Source organism: Mailhella sp., assembly GCF_057866825.1.
The window spans coordinates 1-19,457 of the sequence record NZ_DBMAHT010000036.1; the positions used below are offsets into that span (position 1 = coordinate 1).

The following is a 19,457-nucleotide window of genomic DNA, read 5'->3' on the forward strand; positions in this document are numbered from 1 at the left end:
CCCCCGCAAGAAGTTTGGTTATCGATCGACTGTCGAGTTTTTACGGGAAGACGGGAATCTCTTTCTGTTGCAATTCATTTGACAATCTGCCCAAAAGTTTTTCCTCCTTCCCCCGTCCTCTCACTTCTTATAAATCAACATCCGTAATGGCTTCTATCATGGCCTGGGTGTCGGCGACGCCGGGGTCGGCGTAGAGGTCGAGGTCGCAGGGCGGTTCTTCGAGCACGCGGCGGGCGGTCAGGTAGTGTCGTTTCCAGTAATCGGCGTCGAGGCGTTCGACGCGCACGCGGGAACCTGCGGAGGGGCTGTGGATGAAGCTGCCCTCGCCTATGTAGATGGCGGAGTGGCGGCCGTTGGGGGTGTTGGCGATGCGGAAGATGATGATGTCGCCGGGCATGAGGTCGGCCTTGGCGACTTCCTGTCCTGCGCGGGACTGGCGCACGGAGTCGCGCGGAACCGTGACGCCGTGCTTGGCGAACACCCAGTACACGAAGCCGGAGCAGTCGAAGCCGGAAGCGGGGGAGGATCCGCCGCTTCTGTAGCGCACGCCCAGGCCCTGGCGGGCGATGTCGGCCACGTTTTTGCCGAGGGACATGATGGTGGGGCAGAGGTTGGCGCGGTAGAGCGGGGCCGGGGAATCGGCTCCGGGCAGCATGTCGGATGCGGCCGAGACGGGCCGCGTCTGCGGCGCCGGAACGACGCTCGCGTGGCGGGAAGGCTGGCAGGCGCTCAGCAGGGAAACGGCGAGGCCCGCACACAGCAGAATCGCAGAAATGCGGAGTCGTGAAGTCATACAGGTGCTCCTGTAGGCGTCGCAAAACGGCAGAAAAACGACGCAGAACGATGAGATTGCGGCGCGGTAAAAAATAAAACTGCCTCTGAAAAAGTCGGGTGTCAAGTTTGCGCTGCGGTCGGTACTGTTGCAGCGTCTGTGTTCGTCATGAAAAAGCGCGGCCGTGGAAGCAATGATTTTTTATACGGACGCTATTTGAACCAGCCGCGTCGGAAAAAGAAGATCAGCAGTGCGGCGGTAATGAAGGCCATGAGTCCGAGCACGGCGAAATATCCGTATCTCCACTCCAGCTCGGGCATAAAATGAAAGTTCATGCCGTAGATGCCGGCAATGACGCTGAGCGGCATGCACAGCGACGTGAGCACGGTGAGCACGCGCAGGCGGTAGTCGGTTTTCCTCTGGGCGTGGAGCAGGCAGTCGTTGTGCAGATCGCGCAGGCGTATTTCCAGCTGATCCTGACTGCGCACCACGTGATTCTGACTGTCCATGACGTCCCGAAGTTCGGCCTTCAGATGACTGAAGGGCACGCTCTGCGTCTGCAGGCTCTGGAGCACGCTCATGCAGTAGAGCTGATCCTCGAACTGGGAGTAGAGGCGGCCTACGCAGCGGCGTATGGCGATGAGCTCGTCCTGACCTATGTTGTCCGGCTCGTCGTAGATTCTGTCGGCGAGGGCTTCCACGGCGGCGCGGGCGGCCATGTACTGGCGGGTGCTGATGTCGGTGCACACGTCCATGATGAAGAGCAGCAGCGCCTGACTTGAGGGCTCGGAGAGCTCGCTGCCGTTTTGCAGGCGCAGCAGCGCGCGGTCGAAGAGCGGAATGTCCGGCGCGCCTATGCTGATGAGCACGCCTTTCATGCACAGCATCATCATGTACGCGGCGCGGGGGCTGTTCCACTGCACGCGCATGGGAAAGCGAAGGAACACGCATCCGCCGGAAACGTCCACGTCGGGAAAGTTCACGGGCTGCGTGCAGGCGGCCACGGTGTCGGATTCCACATGCAGGCCGCGCAGGTATTCGCCGAGGCGCTTCCGCTCTTCGTCGGGATTGTCGTCGTCCGTGAGGCGGATGTCGTGCCAGACAAGGATGTCGCTGCCGTCGGAAGGCGCTTTCTTGAGCCAGCGCCAGTCCCGGGCCGTGAGATGGTAGTGCTGTATTTCCATGGCGGAAGGCTAGCACGAAAGGCGGAAGCTGAAAAGCGGCGAAGAGGGAGAACGGCGTGAGATGAAACGAAATTTTGCGAAATCTGGGCCAGACGGGCCGAGGGCGGAACTAGAAAAAGTCGGAGCGTTCCCGGCGGGGAGCCGGTTGCGGGGGCGGAATGAGCGGGGCGGCGATCAGACGCGCCCGAAACGGGGCTTTTGAAAAAGGCGCGTCGCCTGCCGGTAAGTTCCTCGGACTGCCGGAGAGGCGCAAGAGGGAAAGAGACGCGGTGTCGGCGCAAGGAGACCGCGGGGCGATCAAAGGCCGTGGCCGATGAAAAAGACGACGGGGCGAATAAAAGGCGCGTGGAAGATGAGGGGCGGCTGTTCGGCGCGGAGGGCGACGAGGCTCGCCGGGGAAGGGCGTCCGCGTTTCCGGGGCACGACCGCGCAGCTAGAGCAGAAAGCGTTTCAGAGCGGCGACTTTTGCGGCGTACTTTTCCGGCACGGGGAAGGTTTTGCCCTGCACGAAGGCGGCAAGCGCGTTGTCGATGCCGGGCACGGTGGAGCCCGCCTGGTTCAGGCGTATCCAGCTTCCGTCGTCCGCAACGTCGTAGTCGCCGACGGTGATGGTGATTTCCTGATCCATGCCGTTGACGGAAAAGCAGATCATGAGGCTCATGTCCTCGCGGCAGACGAGGCTGTGGACATGCAGAAAGTCCGAGAGACGCGCATTGACTAGCGACATGGTTTTCTCTCTGTTCAGAAGTGCCCGGGCCAGCGCCCGGCCCGGTGTTTTCAGCAGAGCGTCGAAAAAGTTCATGACGTTCCTTGTCCTGATGTCCGTTTTGCTCCGGGCGGTCCTTCAGCGGAACGCGCGCCCGGGGCCCTGTTTTCCGGCGGGGCGGAATGCATGGATGCCCGTGCTCGTGCCGGGAGAAGCGGGCGTCGGCAAGGCGCTTCGGAAAGCTGCGTGCCTTCGGAGCGCGACCTTCCCGGCGGACGCCGCATCGCCCGAAAGCTCCCGAGGGGCGCGATCCGCCGCCCCGGGAGCTCTCCGGCTCAGAGCCCGGCCTGCTGCCGCCAGGCCTCGAAGTCGGCCCGGCCGCGGTCGGCCATTTCCGCCTTGCGCGCCTTTTTCTTCGTGCGCTCGGCAAGCTCCGGCATGAGACCGAAATGAATGTTGGAGGGCGTGAACTGCTTTGAAGGCGTGCGCAGATGATTCATGAGCGCGCCGAGCGCCGTGGTCTGCGGCGGCAGGGGCAGCTCTCTGCCGCGGGCGCGGGCCGCGAGCAGCAGGCCCAGCCACAGGCCGCAGGCTGCGGATTCCACATAGCCTTCCACGCCGGTGATCTGTCCGGCAAGATGAATGTTCGGACGGGCCTTCAACGACAGATCGGCGTTCAGGCATTCCGGCGCGTTCACGTAGGTGTTGCGATGCACGCTGCCGAAGCGCAGAAATTCCGCATGGGCGAGGCCCGGCACGAGGCGGAACACCCTGTCCTGCGCGCCGTAGGTCATCTTGGTCTGGCAGCCCACGAGGTTGAAGGAACTGCGTTCCGCGTTTTCGGCCCGGAGCTGGAGCAGGGCGTAGGGGCGGCGGCCCGTGCGCGGATCGGTGAAGCCCACGGGCTTGAGCGGCCCGAAGGTGAGCGTGCGCTCGCCGCGGTCGGCCAGCGCCTCGATGGGCATGCAGCCCTCGAAATGGATTTCCTTTTCAAAGTCGTGGGCGGGCACGCGTTCGGCCTCGCGCAGGGCGTTGTAAAAGGCCGTGTACTCGGCGCGCGTCATGGGGCAGTTCAGGTAGTCGCCGTTCTCCTTGGCCTCGGGGTCGGTCATGGTTTCCATGGGCTTGTCCAGAAAGGGCGCGTCGTCGGAGTAGGGCGGCGGCGCGTCGTTGCCGTAGCGCGAACCGCGGAAGGCTATGCTCATGTCCACGGAATCGGCCCGCACGATGGGCGCAATGGCGTCGTAGAAGTACAGACGCGTGTGCTCGCCGTTTTCCGAAATGATGTCGGCAATCGAGGAGGCCAGATTTTCCGAGGCCAGCGGCCCGGCGGCCACGATCACGGTTTTGCCTTCAAGCTCGGGCGCGTCGAGAGAGGGAATCTGACGCCGCACGAGAGTGATAAGCGGCTCTTCCTCCACGCGGCGCGTGAGCGCTTCCGAAAACAGGGTGCGGTCCACGGCAAGCGCCTTGCCCGCCGGAACGGAGCAGGTTTCGGCGGCGGCCATGACGGCGCTGCCGAGCTTGCGCATCTCTTCCTTGAGCAGCCCCACGCCCGAACCCTGCGCGTCGTTGGAGCGGAAGGAGTTCGAGCAGACCAGCTCGCCGAGCAGCGGACTGACGTGGGCGGGAGAAAAGACTTCCGGCTTCTGTTCGTAAAGCGTGCAGGCGAGGCCCGCGCGCGCAAGAGCAAGGGCGCATTCGCACCCGGCGAGTCCGCCGCCGATGATGACGAAAGCGGGCGTTGACGTATCCATGACGACTCCGTGGTCAGAAAAGGAAGGCGGCAGTGCCGCCGTTGAAAAAAGGCGCGTTCGGATCGCGCGCCTCAACCTTACTGGAAGACGGCCGGGAAGTCACTCTTTTATGCCCGCGCGTGAAAAGCCTGCTTTTTACCAGAAAAATACCAGTATGCGCTTGACAGGGCATGGCGGCACTTTTTATGACCTTATATAAGGATTCATTGAACCGATGCAGGGGCCTTGCGCCTTTTTTTGCGTCCCAGAGTAATTCAAACCCTAGTGGAGATTCGTATGTCCATAGCTTTGGAAAACCAACGCACCTACGCCCTTGTCGGCACCGGTGGCTGCGGTAAGACTTCTCTGGCAGAAATGCTGCTTTTTCAGGCTGGAATCATCAATCGTCTTGGCGCCATCGAAGAAGGCACCACGGCTCTGGACTACGAACCCGAAGAGATCAAGCGTCGCGGCTCCATTCAGCCCGGTTTCGCCACCTTTGACTGGAAGGGCTTCCGCCACAACCTCATCGACATTCCCGGCGACTCCAACTTCTGCTGCGACATGGACTGGCTGCTTGCCGCCGTGGACAGCGCCGTCATCGTCGTGGACGCCGTGGACGGCGTGCGCCCGCAGATGCGCCGCATGTGGAAGAGCGTGAAGCAGGCCGGACTGCCGACCATCGCCGTTGTCACCAAGATGGATCGCGAACGCGCCGACTTCGACGCCGCCCTGAACAGCCTCACCACGCATCTGGGCGTCCGCCCCGTGGTGTTCTACATTCCGATTCTGGAAAACGGCGAGTTCATGGGCCTTGTGGACGTGTTCGCCTCCAAGGCCTACCGCTTCCTGGAAAACGGCGAAACCGAGGAAATGCCCATTCCCGCCGATCTTGAGGACGAAGTGCTGCTGCTGCGCGACACCTCCGTGGAGAACATCGCCTCTTCCGACGAAGACCTCATGAACCGCTACCTCGAAGAGGGCACCCTTTCCGACGAAGACATCACCTTCGGCCTGCGTCAGGGCGTGCTCTCCGGCGAAATCGTGGCCGTGCTGCCCGCTTCCGCCATGCTGAACCGCGGCGGCCGCCGTCTGCTCAATCAGATCAACAATCTGCTGGCCTCGCCCGCCGATCGTCCCGCCGTGCTCGGCGCCGACGGCTCCGAACGCGCCGCCGATCCCGAAGGTCCGGCAACCTGCTTCGTGTTCCGCTCCCTGAACGACGCCTTCTCCGGTCAGGTGAACATGCTCCGCGTGGTGTCCGGCACCATTTCTTCCGATTCCTCGCTGAAGAACATGCGCACCGGCGAAATGGAGCGCCTCGGCTCGCTCTTCTACGTGAACGGCAAAACGCAGACCGCCTGCAAGGACAGCCTCGGCCCCGGCGCCATCGTGGGCGTGACCAAGCTCAAGGGCACCCGCACCGGCGACACCCTGTGCGACGACAAGGCCCCCTTCGTGGTGGAACTGCCCAAGCTGCCGCCGCAGCTCATCACCTTTGCCCTCGCGCCCAAGCAGAAGGGCGACGAAGACAAGGTGTTCGCCGCCGTGCAGAAGCTGCTCGACGAAGACGTCACCCTGAAGCTCGGCCGCGACGAGGAAACCTCCGACATTCTGCTCTCCGGCATGGGCCAGCTGCACATTGAAATTTCCGTGGAAAAGGCCCGTCGCCGCTCCAAGGTCGATATCGTGCTCAAGACGCCCAAGGTGCCCTACCGCGAAACCGTGCGCGGCAAGGTGCAGGTGCAGGGCCGTCACAAGAAGCAGTCCGGCGGCCGCGGTCAGTTCGGCGACTGCTGGATCGAAATGGAAGGCGCGCCCCGCGGCTCCGGCTACACGTTTGAAGACGCCATCGTGGGCGGCGTGATTCCCCGTCAGTACATTCCCGCCATCGACAAGGGCATTCAGGAAAGCGCGGCCCGCGGCTACCTGGCCGGCTGCCCGGTGGTGGACTTCAAGGTGCGCGTCTATGACGGCTCCTACCACACCGTGGACTCCTCCGAAATGGCGTTCAAGATGGCCGGTTCCATCGCCTTCAAGGCGGCCATGTCGCAGCTCAAGGTGCTGCTGCTCGAACCCATCGTGCAGATGACCGTGACCATTCCCGACGAATACATGGGCGACGTCATCGGCGACCTGTCTTCCCGCCGCGGCAAGGTGCTCGGCTCGGATTCGCAGGGCGGCATCACCGAACTCAAGGCCAACGTGCCCATGAGCGAAGTGCTGCGCTACGCTCCCGATCTGCGCAGCATGACCGGCGGTCAGGGCGTGTTCACCATGGAATTCGATCACTATGAGGAAGCGCCTCAGCCCGTGGTCGACAAGGTCGTGGCCGAGCATCAGGCGGCCAAGGCCGGCGAATAGCGGATTACCGGGGAAGAGAACTTCTTCCCCCGCAGAATAAAAAGAAGGCGGCGTTCCTCCCGGACAGGGAAGAGCGCCGCTTTTTGCGCGGACAGGGCGTCGGCGGGGCGATCGCGGACAGGGCGGGCTGCCATCGGCGGGGCAATCTGTCGCGAGCGGGGCAAGTTGCCGCGGGCGAGGCGGTCAGTTCTGCACGCGGCGGGCTGCAAGCGCAGGCTGCGCGCCGGTCACGCGGAGGGGAGCTCGATGTCCTGATCCTTTTTCACCATGTCCATAATGTGCCGGAAGAAGCGTTCCTCCACGGGCTGCACGGAAAGACGGCTGCCGCGCCGGAGCAGTTCCATGCCTTCGAGTTCGGGCTGTTTGCGGAGTTCCTCCAGCGGAATGGGACGGTTAAAACGGCTCACGAGTCTGACGTCCACCATGTACCAGCGGGGATTTTCGGGCGTGGCCTTTTCGTCGTAGTGCCGGTTCTTCGGATCCTGCGCGGTGTGATCGGGGTAGGCTTCGCGCACCACTTCCACAAGAGCCACGATTTCCGGCTTCTTGCCGCTGTGATAGAAAAAGCCGAGATCGCCCTTTTTCATGGTCTGCATGAGATTGCGTGCCTGATAGTTGCGTACGCCGTCCCACGAGGTGGTGGCGTTCGGCGAAAAGACGAGGTCATCCAGGGAAAAGCAGCCGGGTTCCGTTTTGAAAAGCCAGTATTGCATGGGCGTTCCTCTGCATTGTTGATGTTGCTTTCGGTATAAGGTCGGGCATGCCGGATGACAAGAGGCGCGTTTTGTTCCTGCATCCGTCTTTGCGGGAAAGGGCGTCGCCTTGTTGAAGCGTGTCGTGCGGCGACTGGCGCTTCCGAGAGCTTTTCCTCAGACGTGAAGGGCCGTCTGTGCAGGTGGGCGGGGGCTTTCATGGCCATGCGGGCGGAGCCCGGCTCATGACCGGGAGGGGCGGTGCGGCGATGCGGTGTTCATGCCCGGGAAGGCGGGGGCACGGAGAGGACAAGGGCGACGGATTCGTTCCCCAGTCGGGCGGAAGCGATTCCGCGACGGGGGCTGCGCTCGTGCCTCAGGCTGTGGAGCAGAGAGGGGCAGTAAGCGTGAGGGGCTTGAGGGCGAGGCAGGAATTTCCGGGGGCGTCCTGCGCGGCGCGCGTCGTTTGCGGACTTTGTGCCTTGCGCCGCCTGCCGGGTGCGGTTTTTGCGCCCGACGGGCGTCTTTCGGGGCGTTTTTCCGTCCGCTTCGGCCGGGCGCGCGGCGCAGAAGGGCAAAGCTCGGGGCACGTTTTGCGTTCATAAAATTAAACACAATGAATTTCAATAAGTTATCAATATCAACGTTGACACTCTCCGCACGTGAATGCTATGCAGGACAAAAGGGGCTCAGGCCCCATGTATTACGATGGAAACGGAGTTGTCATGGCCACCGCAATGAATGAACTGGAGAAGATCACGCTGCATCTGGAAAATGGAGCCGGTCTCATATTTTACGGACGTCTGTTTTCCGAGGCCGTGTGGTACGATGAATACAGCGGTGTGCTGACGCATCAGAAACTCTACGTCACCGACCAGAACGAACAGGTGTACGTCATTCAGAAGGGCAGTGGAGAGAGGAGCGTGTGCCGGGCCTATCGCATATCGGTGCACGGCGAGCGCTGCGTCATTTACAACGGGCGCTACTCCATGGAGATTCCTCTCGATCTGCTTCTGCTTGCCGTGCGCACCCTGTGCGGCGTCGAGGACAGCATGGCTCTGGAACAGGCGGAAGAGATTCTTCGCGCCGCCAACTGCTGAACCCAGGTTCGGCCTCTGCCCGCGTGGGCGTCGTGGGCGACCTTGCCGCGGGCCGCCTTTTTCATTTTGAACACCGGAAAACACATATAAGGAAAACGCATGAACTGTCATGGATTCACCCTTGTGAGGGAAGAAGAGCTGCGCGAAGCCGGCGGACGCGTCCGCCTCTGGAAGCACGACGTTACCGGCGCGGAGCTTTTGTCCATCTGCAATGACGATGAAAACAAGTCCTTCGGCGTCAGCTTCCGCACGCCGCCCAGGGATTCCACGGGCGTGGCCCATATTCTCGAACATTCCGTGCTCTGCGGTTCGGACAAGTATCCCGTGAAGGAACCCTTCGTGGAACTGCTCAAGAGCTCGCTTCTGACCTTTCTCAACGCGCTCACCTTCCCGGACAAGACCTGCTATCCCGTGGCGAGCTGCAACCTTCAGGACTTCTACAACCTCGTGGACGTGTATCTCGACGCGGTGTTTCATCCGCGCATCGACGAGAACGTGCTGCGTCAGGAAGGCTGGCACATCGAGGCCGACGCTCCCGACGGCCCCTGGCAGTTCAAGGGCGTGGTGTTCAACGAAATGAAGGGCGTGTACTCCTCGCCCGATTCCGTGCTCATGGAGGAATGCCAGCACGCCGTGTTCCCGGACATGCTCTACAGCCTCGATTCCGGCGGCGATCCTGCGGTGATTCCCTCTCTCACCTTTGAGGCCTTCCGCGAGTTCCACGCGAGCTACTATCATCCTTCCAACGCGCGTTTCTTCTTCTGGGGCGACGACCCCGAAGAAGCCCGTCTGGCCCGCATAGCCGACGTGCTCGCGCCCTATCAGAAGCGCGAAGTGAGCTCCGAAGTGCCGCTTCAGCCGCGGCTTTCTTCGCCGCGTCATCTTGAGATTCCCTACGCCGCCTCCGAGGGCGAGGACGCCGACAAGGCGCACGTGGCCGTGAACTGGCTGCTGTGCGAGTCGAAGGAAACTGAGGAGATGTTCGTGCTCAACATGCTCGAACACGTCATTGCCGGACTTCCCGGTTCGCCGCTGCGCAAGGCGCTCATGGATTCCGGGCTCGGCGAGGATATTTCCGGCTGCGGTCTGGAAGGCGATCTGCGCCAGGCCTACTTCTCCATGGGGCTGCGTTCCATTGATCCGAAGAACGCCGCCGAAGTGGAGCGCCTCATGATGGACACGCTGGCCGATCTTGCGGAACACGGCGTGCCCGAACCCGCCGTGGAGGCCGCGCTCAATTCTCTGGAATTCATGCTGCGCGAAAACAACACCGGCTCGTTCCCGAGAGGCCTTGCCGCCATGTTCCGCAGCCTTTCCGACTGGCTGTACGACGGCGACGCCTTTGCGCCGCTCGCCTGGGAAAAGCCGCTCGCGTCCATCAAGAGCCGTCTTGCCTCCGGCGAAAAGGTGTTTGAAAACGCCATCCGCCGCTGGTTCCTCGACAACCCCCATCGCGTGACGGTGCTGCTCGTGCCCGACGCCGGTCTTGCCGCCGCGCGTCAGAGCGCCGAAGACGCGCGTCTTGCCGCCATCCGCGACGGCATGAGCGAAAAGGAGCGCGAAGAGGTGGTCGGCATTGCCGCGGCGCTGCGCCTTGCCCAGCAGACGCCCGATTCTCAGGAGGCGCTCGATACCGTGCCGAGCCTCGGCAAGCAGGATCTGCCCGTGCAGAACGCGGTCATTCCCTGTAAGGTGGAGCGGGAAAACGCCCTTGACGTGGTGACGCACGAACTCGACACCATGGGCATTCTCTACGCCGGACTGTCCTTTGATCTTGCTGGCGTGCCTTCGCGTCTTCTGCCGCTCGTGCCGCTGTACGCCCGCGCGCTGACCGAGCTCGGCACGAAGCGCAGCGATTACGTTCAGCTCGGCTTTGAAATTTCGGCGCATACCGGCAGCCTCGGCGCGGGAGCCGTGGTGCTGGCGCGCGTGGCCGACGCTTCGCCGGTGTGCCTGCTTACGCTGTCCGGCAAATGCACGGCGGAAAAGGTGGAGCGCATGACCGACCTCATGCGGGAAATTCTCACGGAGCCCGACTTCGACAACCGCGAGCGCTTCACGCAGATGGCGCTTGAGGAGAAGGCCCGCATGGAGCAGGCCGCGGTGCCTGCGGGGCACACGCTGGTGAACACCCGTCTGAGCGGTCGCCTTTCTCTGGCCGGACGCATTTCCGAAGCCATGAACGGCGTGAGCGAACTTTTCTATGTGCGTGATCTCATTCATCGTCTGGATACGGAATGGGAGCTTGTGCGCGCCGATCTTCTTGCGCTGCATGAGTGCATCGTGCGCCGGGGCGGCGTGAAGATCGACATGACGGCGGACGCCTCGCTCCTTGCCGCGGCGCGCGGAGCGCTGGAAGCGCTGGTTGCCGAACTGCCCGACCGCGAAGTGCCGGTGTGCGCGCCGGAATTCGACGCGCTGCCCGGCTCCGAGCTTCTGAGCATTCCCGCGCAGGTCAACTACGTGGGCCTCGGCCTGAATCTGAAGGAGGTCGGCTACCGCTACAGCGGAGCGCAGGCGGTGATTCTGCGGCATCTGCGCATGGGCTACCTGTGGGACCGCGTGCGCGTGCAGGGCGGAGCCTACGGCTGCTTTGCCCGCTACGGCCGCGCCACGGGCGCGTTCACCTTTGCCTCCTACCGCGATCCCAACGTGGAGAACACGCTGCGCGTGTATCGCGAAACGGCGGATTATCTGGGCAATCTGCGTCTTTCCGACGCGGACGTCACCCGCGCGGTGGTGGGAGCCATCGGCGACGTGGACGCCTACATGCTGCCCGGAGCGAAGGGCGCAACCGCGTTTTCCCGGTACATGACCGGAGAGACGAACGAGGAGCGTCAGCGCATCCGCGAGGAAATTCTTGCCACGCGGCTGTCCGATTTTCATGATTTCGCGCCGTACCTGGCCGCGGCTCTGAAGAAGGCCGTGCCCTGCGTGCTCGGCGGAGCCGACGCCGAGGCCGTGGCCGGAGCCGAAGGCTGGACCGTGACCCGTGTGCTCTAGGACGCGACAAGAAAAAGGACATGCCATGAAAAATGAAAAGTCCCGCGGCACCATGCTTGTGAGTTCCGCGGTCATTCTGTGTGCGGTGACGTTTGTCGCCGGTTTTGCCTGCGGAAACATGGTGGCGGAGCACAGAGCCGTGAGCCGGAGCGTGACGGCGGCGGCTCCCGCGCCTGCCCCCGAGGCGGCTCCCGCCGCCCCAGCCTCGACCAATGCCTCAACGGCCGAGGCGCAGGCCCAGCACATCGGTCATCTGCGCGACGAGGCCCGTCAGAATCCCGACAGCGCCGACGCCTGGACCAAGCTCGGCAACGCCTGCTTCGACGCGGGCGATGCCGACGGGGCCATTGAAGCCTATCAGGCGTCGCTGCGTCTTGAGCCGGGCAACGCCGACGTGCGCACCGACATGGGCAGCATGTATCGTATGAAGGGCGAGCCCGCCCGCGCCGTGGAATGCTACGATCAGGCGCTCAAGGATCATCCCGGCCACCGGAATGCCATATTCAACAAGGGCGTGACCATGATGCTCGATCTGGAGCAGCCGGAGCAGGCCGTGGAGTTCTGGCAGTCCGTGCTGCGGGAGTATCCCGGACTCACGCTGTCGAGCGGCGCGGAGCTGAGCAGAATCATGCCGGAAATCGTGGTGGACGCCGCGCTTCAGCTTGAGGCGCACGGCCGGAAGGTGGTGGCGCTGCGAGCCTACGAGCAGGCGCTGAAGCTGGATCCTTCCTTTGCGCCCGCGCTGGTTCACGGCGCGTGGCTCATGGAAGGCATGGGCCGCGCCGCCGACGCGCAGCCTCTGTGGAAGCGCGTGCTTGAACGTTATCCCGACGCCACCGATCCTGCGGGCAAGCCTGTTCGAGACCACATCACGAAGTAATCATACGGGATTGTCATGTTTCGGTTTTTGTTTTCTCATATCCGCGTCGCGGCGGTGCCGGCGGCGTTGTGGATGATTCTCTGCCTGCCTTTTCCGCTGCTTGCCGAAACGGAGCAGGAAGGGGCCGTCATTGCCGATCCCGCGCCTGCCGTGGTGGTTCCCGATCCTGTGACCATTCGGGCGGAACCGCAGCCCTTGTCGCCGCCGCCGGCGGAGAAGCGCTCTTCCGCCGTGCGGATAGGGGTGCGCTCTTCGCTGTCCATGCTGCTGGACAAAAGCGGCACGCTCGATCAGAGCGCCGCGGCGGCCCGTCTGAACGAGTTTTCGCCCTACGCCGTGAGCGTGCTTTCCCGCGAGACGGGCGCGCTGTGGCTGCATCTCGATCTTGCGGACGTGAAGGATTCTGCGCCGCACACGCTCTGGCTCAATCTGGGCTCGCAGATACCCGCGGGGGTGTCGGCCTGGATTTCCGCCGACGGCAGAACGTGGCAGAGCGTGCAGGCCGAGTCCTTCGGCGTGTACGATCTCTTGTCCGCCGGGCGTCAGGGGCAGGTGCTGCTGCGTCTGAACGGTCTGCCGGGTCTGTGGTTTTCTCCGGCGCTTTGTTCTCCGCATGCCGTCATGGATTCGCCGGAAAGGCTGGGGCATCTGTTTTCTCTGGCCGCGCTGGCGCTTCTGGGATTTCTCTGCCTGCTGCTCAGCGTGACGGAGCGCGGCGAGGGCCGTTTCTGGACGGGCGTGCTCGCCTTTGCCGCCATGGCGCAGATAGGCTGGGGCGTGCCCGCCACGCCTTCGGGCAGCGTGGGCACGTGGTCGTTTCCCGGCATGTTTGCGGCGGGCGTGGCGCTGTTCATGCTGCCGCACGCGGGGCGCGTTCTCATGCGCACGCGCGTGGCTTCGCCGTTTGTGGATACGCTTTTTCTGCTGTTTGCACTGCCCGGCGCGTGTGCGGCCATCGTGCCGCTGCTGCCGGGCATGGCCTGGACGGCAAGACTGCTGCCCTTGTGGCCGCTGGCCGCGCTGCTGTGCCTGTTCCCTGCCGTGGTGCTGATGTTCCGCGGAGTGCAGGGCGGCGGACCGTTCACGCTGGCCTGCCTGTCCATGGGCGGCGGCGCGGTGGTTTCGCTGTGGGGCCTGCTGCATGGTCTGGAAAGTCCCTGGTGGGGACTGGCCGTGCAGGCGGGCGAGGCCGCGGGACTGCTGTTTCTGGCTTCTGCCGCGCCGCATCGCGACGCGCCCGCGCCGGAGCCGGAACTTTCGCTGGACGCCTCTCCGCGCCGCAGCGGCGAGACGCGCGCCAACACCTATAAGGACAACAGTCTTGCGGCGCTTCGCCGCGCCTTCCGGGGCACGGTGGAGGAGCTTTTCGACGAGGCCTGCCGTCTGGATCTTGCCCTCTCCCGCGCCGGAGTGGACAAGAAGGACAAGGTGGACATCATGACCCATGCCGACGCCATGACGGCCGCCGCGCGCAGACTTTCGGAAAGCGCGCTGGATCTTCCTTCCGCGGCCGCGCTGCCGGAGGCGTCGAGTCAGGTGTTCGAGCTGCGGCAGGTCATTCAGAAGGTGTTTGCCTCGGTGTTCGACGAGGCGGAGAAAAAGGGCCTCGGTCTGGCCTGGTACGTGGCTCCGCAGATAGGGCAGAAGTTCCGGGGCGACGCCGCGCGTCTGACCACCCTGCTCACGCTGCTCCTTGCGGATGCGGTTCGGGCTTCGTCGCACGGCGCGGTCAGTCTGCACGTGCGCCGCAGCGCCGAGAGCACGCATCCGGGTCACCTGCAGTTCACCGTTTCAGACAACGGCGAGGCGGTTCCGCCTCGCGGCAGACAGAGCGCGCTGCTTGCCCGCGCCTGGGAGCTGGCTTCCGCCCACGGCGGCGATCTGTTCGTCGACAGCACGCCGCAGGGCATGGAACTTTCCTTCAGCATGGAATGCACGGCCATGGAGAGCGACGGCGTGACCGAACGCTCCATGCCGCCCGCCGAGGGCAGGGCTCCTGCGGAAGGCAAAATCGTCATTCTGGCCTCGCCCGACGGCCTGAGCCGTCAGCTGTACGCGCACTACCTTTCCGACATGGACTGCGCGATCTGGGAAGCCAGGGACGCCGAAGAGGCGGCGGCGCTTTATGCGGCCTCGCCCGCCTCGCTGGTGGTGTTCGACGGCGCGCTCGGTGAGGACGACATGGTGCAGGGTCTTGCGGCCATCCGCATGTTCGAGGGCGAGCAGTCGCTGCCTGCGGCGCCGTTCCTTCTGCTGGCCCGCGACGACATGCAGGCCGAGCGCATGGCCAAGGCAGGCTGCGATGAATCGCTGCTGCTGCCCGTGGTGCGCAAGGATCTGCGGGCCATGACGCGCTGGCTCCTTTCGCCGACGTCCGCGCGGCCTGTGCTGAGCACGCAGCGCGTTACGCTGGCGGCGGTGCTGGCGGGAGCGCATTCCGGCTCCGGGCGCATGCAGCCCAAGGCCGTGCGCCGCGCACCTTCGCCTGCCGCGCCCGCGCAGAGCGCGCCGAAGATGGGCGAAACGGCAACGGAAGCGGAAAACATGCCGGTTGAAGCGCAGGAGAGCGCCCAGAGCGCTCAGGTGCAGGAGACCTCCGCTTCCGAAAAGCCGGAGAAGAAGGGCTGGCTCTCGTCGCTGTTCCACGGACGCGACAGGGCGGAAAGGCCGCTGGAAGTGAAGGGCTCGCCTTTGCCGGAAAACGGGCCGACGCCTCCTGAGTCCGAGGCGGGCTCCGGGGATGCCATGCAGGCAAAGCGTGCGGAAGAAGCGCGGCCTGCGGGCGCTCTGCGTCCTGCGCCGGAATCTGCCGCCGAAGCGGAAGGCGAGGTGGTGGAACTGCTGGTCGAAGAGGTGCTCGTTGATGAGAGCGACGTGCATGAGCTTCGCGTTGAGGACAGAGTGCCGGACGAAAGCGATGCGGCGGAGTTCATCGAGCTCGACGCCTCGCTGATTCGCGCCGAAGGCGAAGCGCCCGAGGCGGGCGCGGAGCCTTCCGAAAAGGCGGAGTACGAAGCGGAAGAGAGTCGCGGCGAGGCAGAGATGGCTGAGCCGAACGCCGTTGACGCGGCGGCCCTGCCGTCGGACGACGCGGAAAAAACGGGTGACGCCGCTTCTTCGGAAGAGAACGCGGAGCTCGTGACGGCACCTGCGGAGGTCATCAGCGCCGGGCTGAACCGTATTTCCGACGCGCTTCTTCACGGCGACGTGCAGGCCATACGCAGCGGCTCCCGCGAGCTTTCCCTCGTTGCCGACAGATACGGCATGCACACGCTGGCCGACATGGCCCGCTGTTTCCGGGCCGCGTGGGAAGAAGGCGATGTGGAAGCCGCCGCGCAGATTGTGGAAGAAATGCGCGCCGAGGCCGCCCGACTGTGAAACCGGGGAATGACTGGTTTTTTTTCGAGCCTCAGAGCTTGCAACTTTGAAAGAAAGCACTTATGTTAAATTCATGTTTGGGCGGCATTCCGCCTCGGACACTGAAACACAGGAGGCAATATGCCAAAGCTGCAGAAGATCATATGTGCGTTGGACCTTTCCGAGCACAGCAAGACAGTGGCAGAATACGCCTGCATGCTGGCCAAGGCCATGCATGCCAGCATCGTGGCAGTGTATGCGGCCCCTACGCTGACTCAGTACACGGGTTTCCATGTTCCGCCGAACACCATCGACAGCTTTGTCGGTGAGATCGTTTCCGGCGCGGAAAAGGCCATGACGCAGTTTGTGTCTGAAAACTTTGAAGGCGTGGAAACCAAGGCCGAGGTCGTGGTCGGCTACGCTGCCGAAGAAATTCTTGAAATCGCGGCCAAGGAAGACGCCGACCTCATCGTCATGGGCACCCATGGACGCAAGGGCATCGACCGCATCCTGTTCGGCTCCGTGGCCGAGCGCGTCGTGAAGAACTCCCATGTGCCGGTTCTGACCATTCGTCCTTCCGACAACTACACCGGCGGCGCGATGTACAAGGATTAACGCTTCCCCATGAACATAAACAGGGCTTTCCTTTTGCGGCTTTGTCCGGGAGAGGAAAGCCCTTTTTGTTGCTCTTTTCCCTTTTTGGAGCCATGCTCGGCCTGCGGGCACGCTTTTTGACCGCGCAGACGCTGAGCGACCGCGCAGAAGCGAGGTTCGTCCGCCTGCCCGGCGCGTCGGGCCCGTCGGCTTCCGCGCGCAGTCTGCGCCAGAGAGCAGGGCGGCCTGAACATGCCGGATGCCCGGCCTGACGCCGCTCTGTCGCATGCCGCGGGCGGCATGCCCGCAGAAAGGACGCGCAGGCGTTCTTTTCCTCGAGGCGGCGAGCTTTCGGGCGGCGTTCCGGCACGCCTTGCCTCTTCGCTTCGGCGAAAGACGGATGCTCTCCCGCATGCGGGGGCTTTCCGGGCGCTCGACCTGACCCGACGTTCGGGGCGTGGCGCAACATGTCGCTTTTTGCCGGGGCCGCCTGCGGTTTTGGTTGAGGCCGCGCGGGGTTTTCGCGTCGGAGTTCAAATGTTCGCCGACATCCGGCGACGCGGCAAACGCTGTTTTTTCTGCACGAGGCGGCGTCCGCCTTTTCATCATCTGCACCTTGTTTGATCCGAGGATTCGCCATGACACTTCCCTTCACCTCATTCAACGACGTCCGCCCCGAAGTGGCGACGTTTGAATCCTACGAGCCCGGGCTCAGCATTGCGGAAATCGCCGAGCGCTACGGGCTTTCCCGCGTCGTCAAGATGGCCAGCAACGAAAATCCGCTGGGCGTGTCGCCCCGCGTGCGCAAGGTCATTGCAGACTGCGCCGGAGAGGCCTTCCGCTATCCGCAGTCGGGCAACCCGAGGCTGGTGAAGGCGCTGGCTTCCTTCTACGGCGTGGATCCGAAGCGCATCTTCGTGGGCAACGGCTCCGACGAAGTCATCGACCTTTTGTTCCGCGTGCGCGCCGTGCCCGGCGTTCACAACGCCGTGGCCTTCCGCCCCTGCTTCGGTCTGTACCCCACGCAGGCGAAGATGGCCGGCGTGGAACTGCGTCAGGCTCCGCTGAATCCCGACTTCACCTTCAATTTCGACGGCCTGCTCAAGCTGGTGGATGAAAACACCACGCTCGTCATCATCACCTCGCCCGACAATCCTTCCGGCCGCGTCGCCTCGCCGGACGATCTCGAAGCGCTGGCCCGCGCGCTGCCTCCGGCCTGCCTGCTGGTGGTGGACGAAGCCTACATGGAATTCGCCGGTCCCGAGCACTCCATACTTTCGCGGCTCGACCGTCTGCCCAACGTGGCCGTCATGCGCACCTTCTCCAAGGTGTACGGTCTGGCCGGTCTGCGCATCGGCTACGCCATTCTGCCCCCGGCCATTGCCGACTACATGTGGCGCGTGCGTCTGCCGTTCTCGCTGAACATTCTGGCCGAAGAAGCCGCCCTGGCCGCCCTGGCCGACGAATCCTTCCGCGAGCGCACCGAAGAGCTCGTGAAGCGCGGCCGCGCGCGCCTTACCCGTGAGCTGCGCGCCATGGGCTGCGACGTGACGCCGAGCCTGTCGAACTTCATCATGTTCCGCCTGCCGGAAGGCTCCATGGACGCCAAGGCGCTGCACGGCGAACTTTTGAAGCGCGGCGTCATCATCCGCGCGCTCGGCAGCTATCATCTGCCCGACCGCCTGCGCGTGAGCGTGGGCACCGATGAGGAGAATGAGCTGTTCCTGTCCCTCATGCACGACATTCTGGGGGTCTGAGATGACCGTATCGTTCGGCGTCATCACCATGGACGGCCCCGCCGGGGTGGGCAAGAGCACGCTGGCCCGCAGGCTGGCGGCAACGCTCGGCATAGCGTATCTCGACACCGGAGCCATGTACCGCACGCTGGGGCTGCGCCTCGGCGCGGCGGCCGCGGACATGGACGAGCAGCGCCTGCGCGCCAAATGCCGTGAGTATCGTTTTTCGCTGGAAGCGCGGGGCGACGACGCCGCGCCGGTGCTCTGCTGCAACGGGGAGCCCGTGGGGCAGGAGATACGCACGGAGCGGGCCGGACGTCTGGCCTCGCTGGTGGCGCGTCTGCCCGTGCTGCGCGAGGAGCTTCAGCGCGCGCAGCGCGCGCTCGGCGAAGGGTGTTCGCTGGTGGCCGAAGGCCGCGACATGGGAACCCGCGTGTTTCCCGGAGCCAGGCACAAGTTTTTTCTGGACGCCAGACCCGAAGTGCGGGCCCGTCGCCGCTACCTGGAGCTTGAAGCCCGCGGCGCGCTGAACGGCGCCACGCTGGAGGAAATTCAGCGCGGCATTGAGGAGCGCGACGCCCAGGACAGAGGCCGGGCGGTGGATCCTCTGCGCCCCGCCGAGGACGCAATTATCGTCGATACTTCCGATCTTGATCTTGACGGCGTGCTGCGCGTGATTCTGAACGCCGTGGAGGCCGGAGGCGTGGAAGAAAAAACGCGCGCGGTCTGCGCGCGGGCCTTTGCCTCGTTTGCCGGGCCTCTGCCGGAGAGCCTGCGTGGCGCGGCGGGTGAGAATGCGCTTGAGCAGGCCCGCAGAGACGGCCTTGCCGCGGCCGAAGCCGTGGCGGCGGGGCGCAGGCTTTCCTGCCGCGTGACGCTTTCCTGCCGTGCGGAAGAAGGGCGTCTCGTGGCGGAATCAAGTGCGGAAGACGGCCCCGCGGCCGGAGTGCTGGCGCTTTCCGCCGCGCAGTGCGCCGCGGCATCCATGGCCGACGCGCTGCCGGGCAGGGCGTCCATTCAGGCGGAAATCGTCGGCTGATGTCTTTTTCGGCATCCCATTCGGAGCGCGTATGAACGAAAAAAGCGTTTCGGCGTCCCCGCTGCCGTCCGGGCGGACGGAAACGGTGTACGCCGGCTGCAAGATCAATCTTTTTCTTTTCATCACGGGAAAGCTGCCGAACGGCTATCACGAACTGCGCACGCTGTTTGTTCCGGCCTCTGAACCGCGGGACGAGCTGACCTTCTCCTTGGCGCAGCGGGAGCGCGGCATCCGCGTGACATGCGACACGGAAGGCATCGACCCGGAGCGCAACACGCTCACGCGCGCCTACGA

12 protein-coding genes and 2 pseudogenes are annotated in these 19,457 nt (G+C 64.0%); 9 read left to right on the top strand and 5 right to left on the bottom strand.

What is annotated here, in order from left to right; genetic code table 11:
- Positions 1-127 precede the first annotated feature (127 nt).
- The 4 genes from ACZM96_RS05290 to trmFO all read right to left on the bottom strand — a co-directional run bounded on the left by ACZM96_RS05290 (position 128) and on the right by trmFO (position 4,419).
- Positions 128-793: a C40 family peptidase gene (locus ACZM96_RS05290; protein WP_489487800.1), complete on the bottom strand. Its 666-nt coding sequence runs from the start codon at positions 791-793 to the stop codon at positions 128-130.
- A gap of 191 nt (positions 794-984) precedes the next feature.
- Positions 985-1,956: a CorA family divalent cation transporter gene (locus ACZM96_RS05295; protein WP_489487801.1), complete on the bottom strand. Its 972-nt coding sequence runs from the start codon at positions 1,954-1,956 to the stop codon at positions 985-987.
- Between the two features lie 433 nt (positions 1,957-2,389).
- Positions 2,390-2,758 carry a hypothetical protein gene (locus ACZM96_RS05300; protein ID WP_489487802.1) on the bottom strand — a complete coding sequence of 123 codons (369 nt, stop codon included), beginning with the start codon at positions 2,756-2,758 and terminating at the stop codon, positions 2,390-2,392.
- A 239-nt stretch (positions 2,759-2,997) separates the two neighbouring features.
- On the bottom strand, positions 2,998-4,419 hold the full coding sequence (gene trmFO / locus ACZM96_RS05305; RefSeq protein WP_489487803.1) for a methylenetetrahydrofolate--tRNA-(uracil(54)-C(5))-methyltransferase (FADH(2)-oxidizing) TrmFO: 1,422 nt from the start codon (positions 4,417-4,419) through the stop codon (positions 2,998-3,000).
- A gap of 276 nt (positions 4,420-4,695) precedes the next feature.
- Here trmFO and ACZM96_RS05310 point away from each other — a divergent pair, with 276 nt between their 5' ends.
- On the top strand, positions 4,696-6,762 hold the full coding sequence (locus ACZM96_RS05310; protein ID WP_489487804.1) for an elongation factor G: 2,067 nt from the start codon (positions 4,696-4,698) through the stop codon (positions 6,760-6,762).
- 227 nt (positions 6,763-6,989) lie between these two features.
- Here the strand turns inward: ACZM96_RS05310 and ACZM96_RS05315 are convergent, their stop codons facing one another.
- Positions 6,990-7,475: an EVE domain-containing protein gene (locus ACZM96_RS05315; protein WP_489487805.1), complete on the bottom strand. Its 486-nt coding sequence runs from the start codon at positions 7,473-7,475 to the stop codon at positions 6,990-6,992.
- A gap of 704 nt (positions 7,476-8,179) precedes the next feature.
- Between ACZM96_RS05315 and ACZM96_RS05320 the strand changes: the two genes are divergently transcribed.
- The 8 genes and pseudogenes from ACZM96_RS05320 to ACZM96_RS05355 all read left to right on the top strand — a co-directional run.
- Complete coding sequence (locus ACZM96_RS05320) at positions 8,180-8,554, top strand: hypothetical protein (protein WP_489487806.1); 375 nt, start codon at positions 8,180-8,182, stop codon at positions 8,552-8,554.
- A gap of 99 nt (positions 8,555-8,653) precedes the next feature.
- Positions 8,654-11,557, top strand: a complete 2,904-nt coding sequence (locus ACZM96_RS05325; protein WP_489487807.1) for an insulinase family protein — start codon at positions 8,654-8,656, stop codon at positions 11,555-11,557.
- Positions 11,558-11,582: 25 nt separating this feature from the next.
- Complete coding sequence (locus ACZM96_RS05330; RefSeq protein WP_489487808.1) at positions 11,583-12,437, top strand: tetratricopeptide repeat protein; 855 nt, start codon at positions 11,583-11,585, stop codon at positions 12,435-12,437.
- A 72-nt stretch (positions 12,438-12,509) separates the two neighbouring features.
- Complete coding sequence (locus ACZM96_RS05335; protein WP_489487809.1) at positions 12,510-15,815, top strand: hypothetical protein; 3,306 nt, start codon at positions 12,510-12,512, stop codon at positions 15,813-15,815.
- A 120-nt stretch (positions 15,816-15,935) separates the two neighbouring features.
- Positions 15,936-16,409, top strand: a complete 474-nt coding sequence (locus ACZM96_RS05340; protein WP_294487853.1) for a universal stress protein — start codon at positions 15,936-15,938, stop codon at positions 16,407-16,409.
- Between the two features lie 617 nt (positions 16,410-17,026).
- Positions 17,027-18,145 carry a histidinol-phosphate transaminase gene (gene hisC, locus ACZM96_RS05345; RefSeq protein ID WP_489487810.1) on the top strand — a complete coding sequence of 373 codons (1,119 nt, stop codon included), beginning with the start codon at positions 17,027-17,029 and terminating at the stop codon, positions 18,143-18,145.
- Position 18,146: 1 nt separating this feature from the next.
- Positions 18,147-18,821 (top strand): annotated as a pseudogene (cmk, locus tag ACZM96_RS05350) ((d)CMP kinase); the annotation flags it as partial.
- 373 nt (positions 18,822-19,194) lie between these two features.
- Positions 19,195-19,457, top strand: a pseudogene (locus ACZM96_RS05355) (4-(cytidine 5'-diphospho)-2-C-methyl-D-erythritol kinase); the annotation flags it as partial.

Coding starts and splice junctions, on each gene's coding strand:
- trmFO (WP_489487803.1), bottom strand. CDS start 4,419: ATGGATACGTCAACGCCCGCTTTCGTCATCATCGGCGGCGGACTCGCC.
- hisC (WP_489487810.1), top strand. CDS start 17,027: ATGACACTTCCCTTCACCTCATTCAACGACGTCCGCCCCGAAGTGGCG.
- ACZM96_RS05300 (WP_489487802.1), bottom strand. CDS start 2,758: ATGAACTTTTTCGACGCTCTGCTGAAAACACCGGGCCGGGCGCTGGCC.
- ACZM96_RS05335 (WP_489487809.1), top strand. CDS start 12,510: ATGATTCTCTGCCTGCCTTTTCCGCTGCTTGCCGAAACGGAGCAGGAA.
- ACZM96_RS05315 (WP_489487805.1), bottom strand. CDS start 7,475: ATGCAATACTGGCTTTTCAAAACGGAACCCGGCTGCTTTTCCCTGGAT.
- ACZM96_RS05325 (WP_489487807.1), top strand. CDS start 8,654: ATGAACTGTCATGGATTCACCCTTGTGAGGGAAGAAGAGCTGCGCGAA.
- ACZM96_RS05290 (WP_489487800.1), bottom strand. CDS start 793: ATGACTTCACGACTCCGCATTTCTGCGATTCTGCTGTGTGCGGGCCTC.
- ACZM96_RS05295 (WP_489487801.1), bottom strand. CDS start 1,956: ATGGAAATACAGCACTACCATCTCACGGCCCGGGACTGGCGCTGGCTC.
- ACZM96_RS05310 (WP_489487804.1), top strand. CDS start 4,696: ATGTCCATAGCTTTGGAAAACCAACGCACCTACGCCCTTGTCGGCACC.
- ACZM96_RS05330 (WP_489487808.1), top strand. CDS start 11,583: ATGAAAAATGAAAAGTCCCGCGGCACCATGCTTGTGAGTTCCGCGGTC.
- ACZM96_RS05320 (WP_489487806.1), top strand. CDS start 8,180: ATGGCCACCGCAATGAATGAACTGGAGAAGATCACGCTGCATCTGGAA.
- ACZM96_RS05340 (WP_294487853.1), top strand. CDS start 15,936: ATGCCAAAGCTGCAGAAGATCATATGTGCGTTGGACCTTTCCGAGCAC.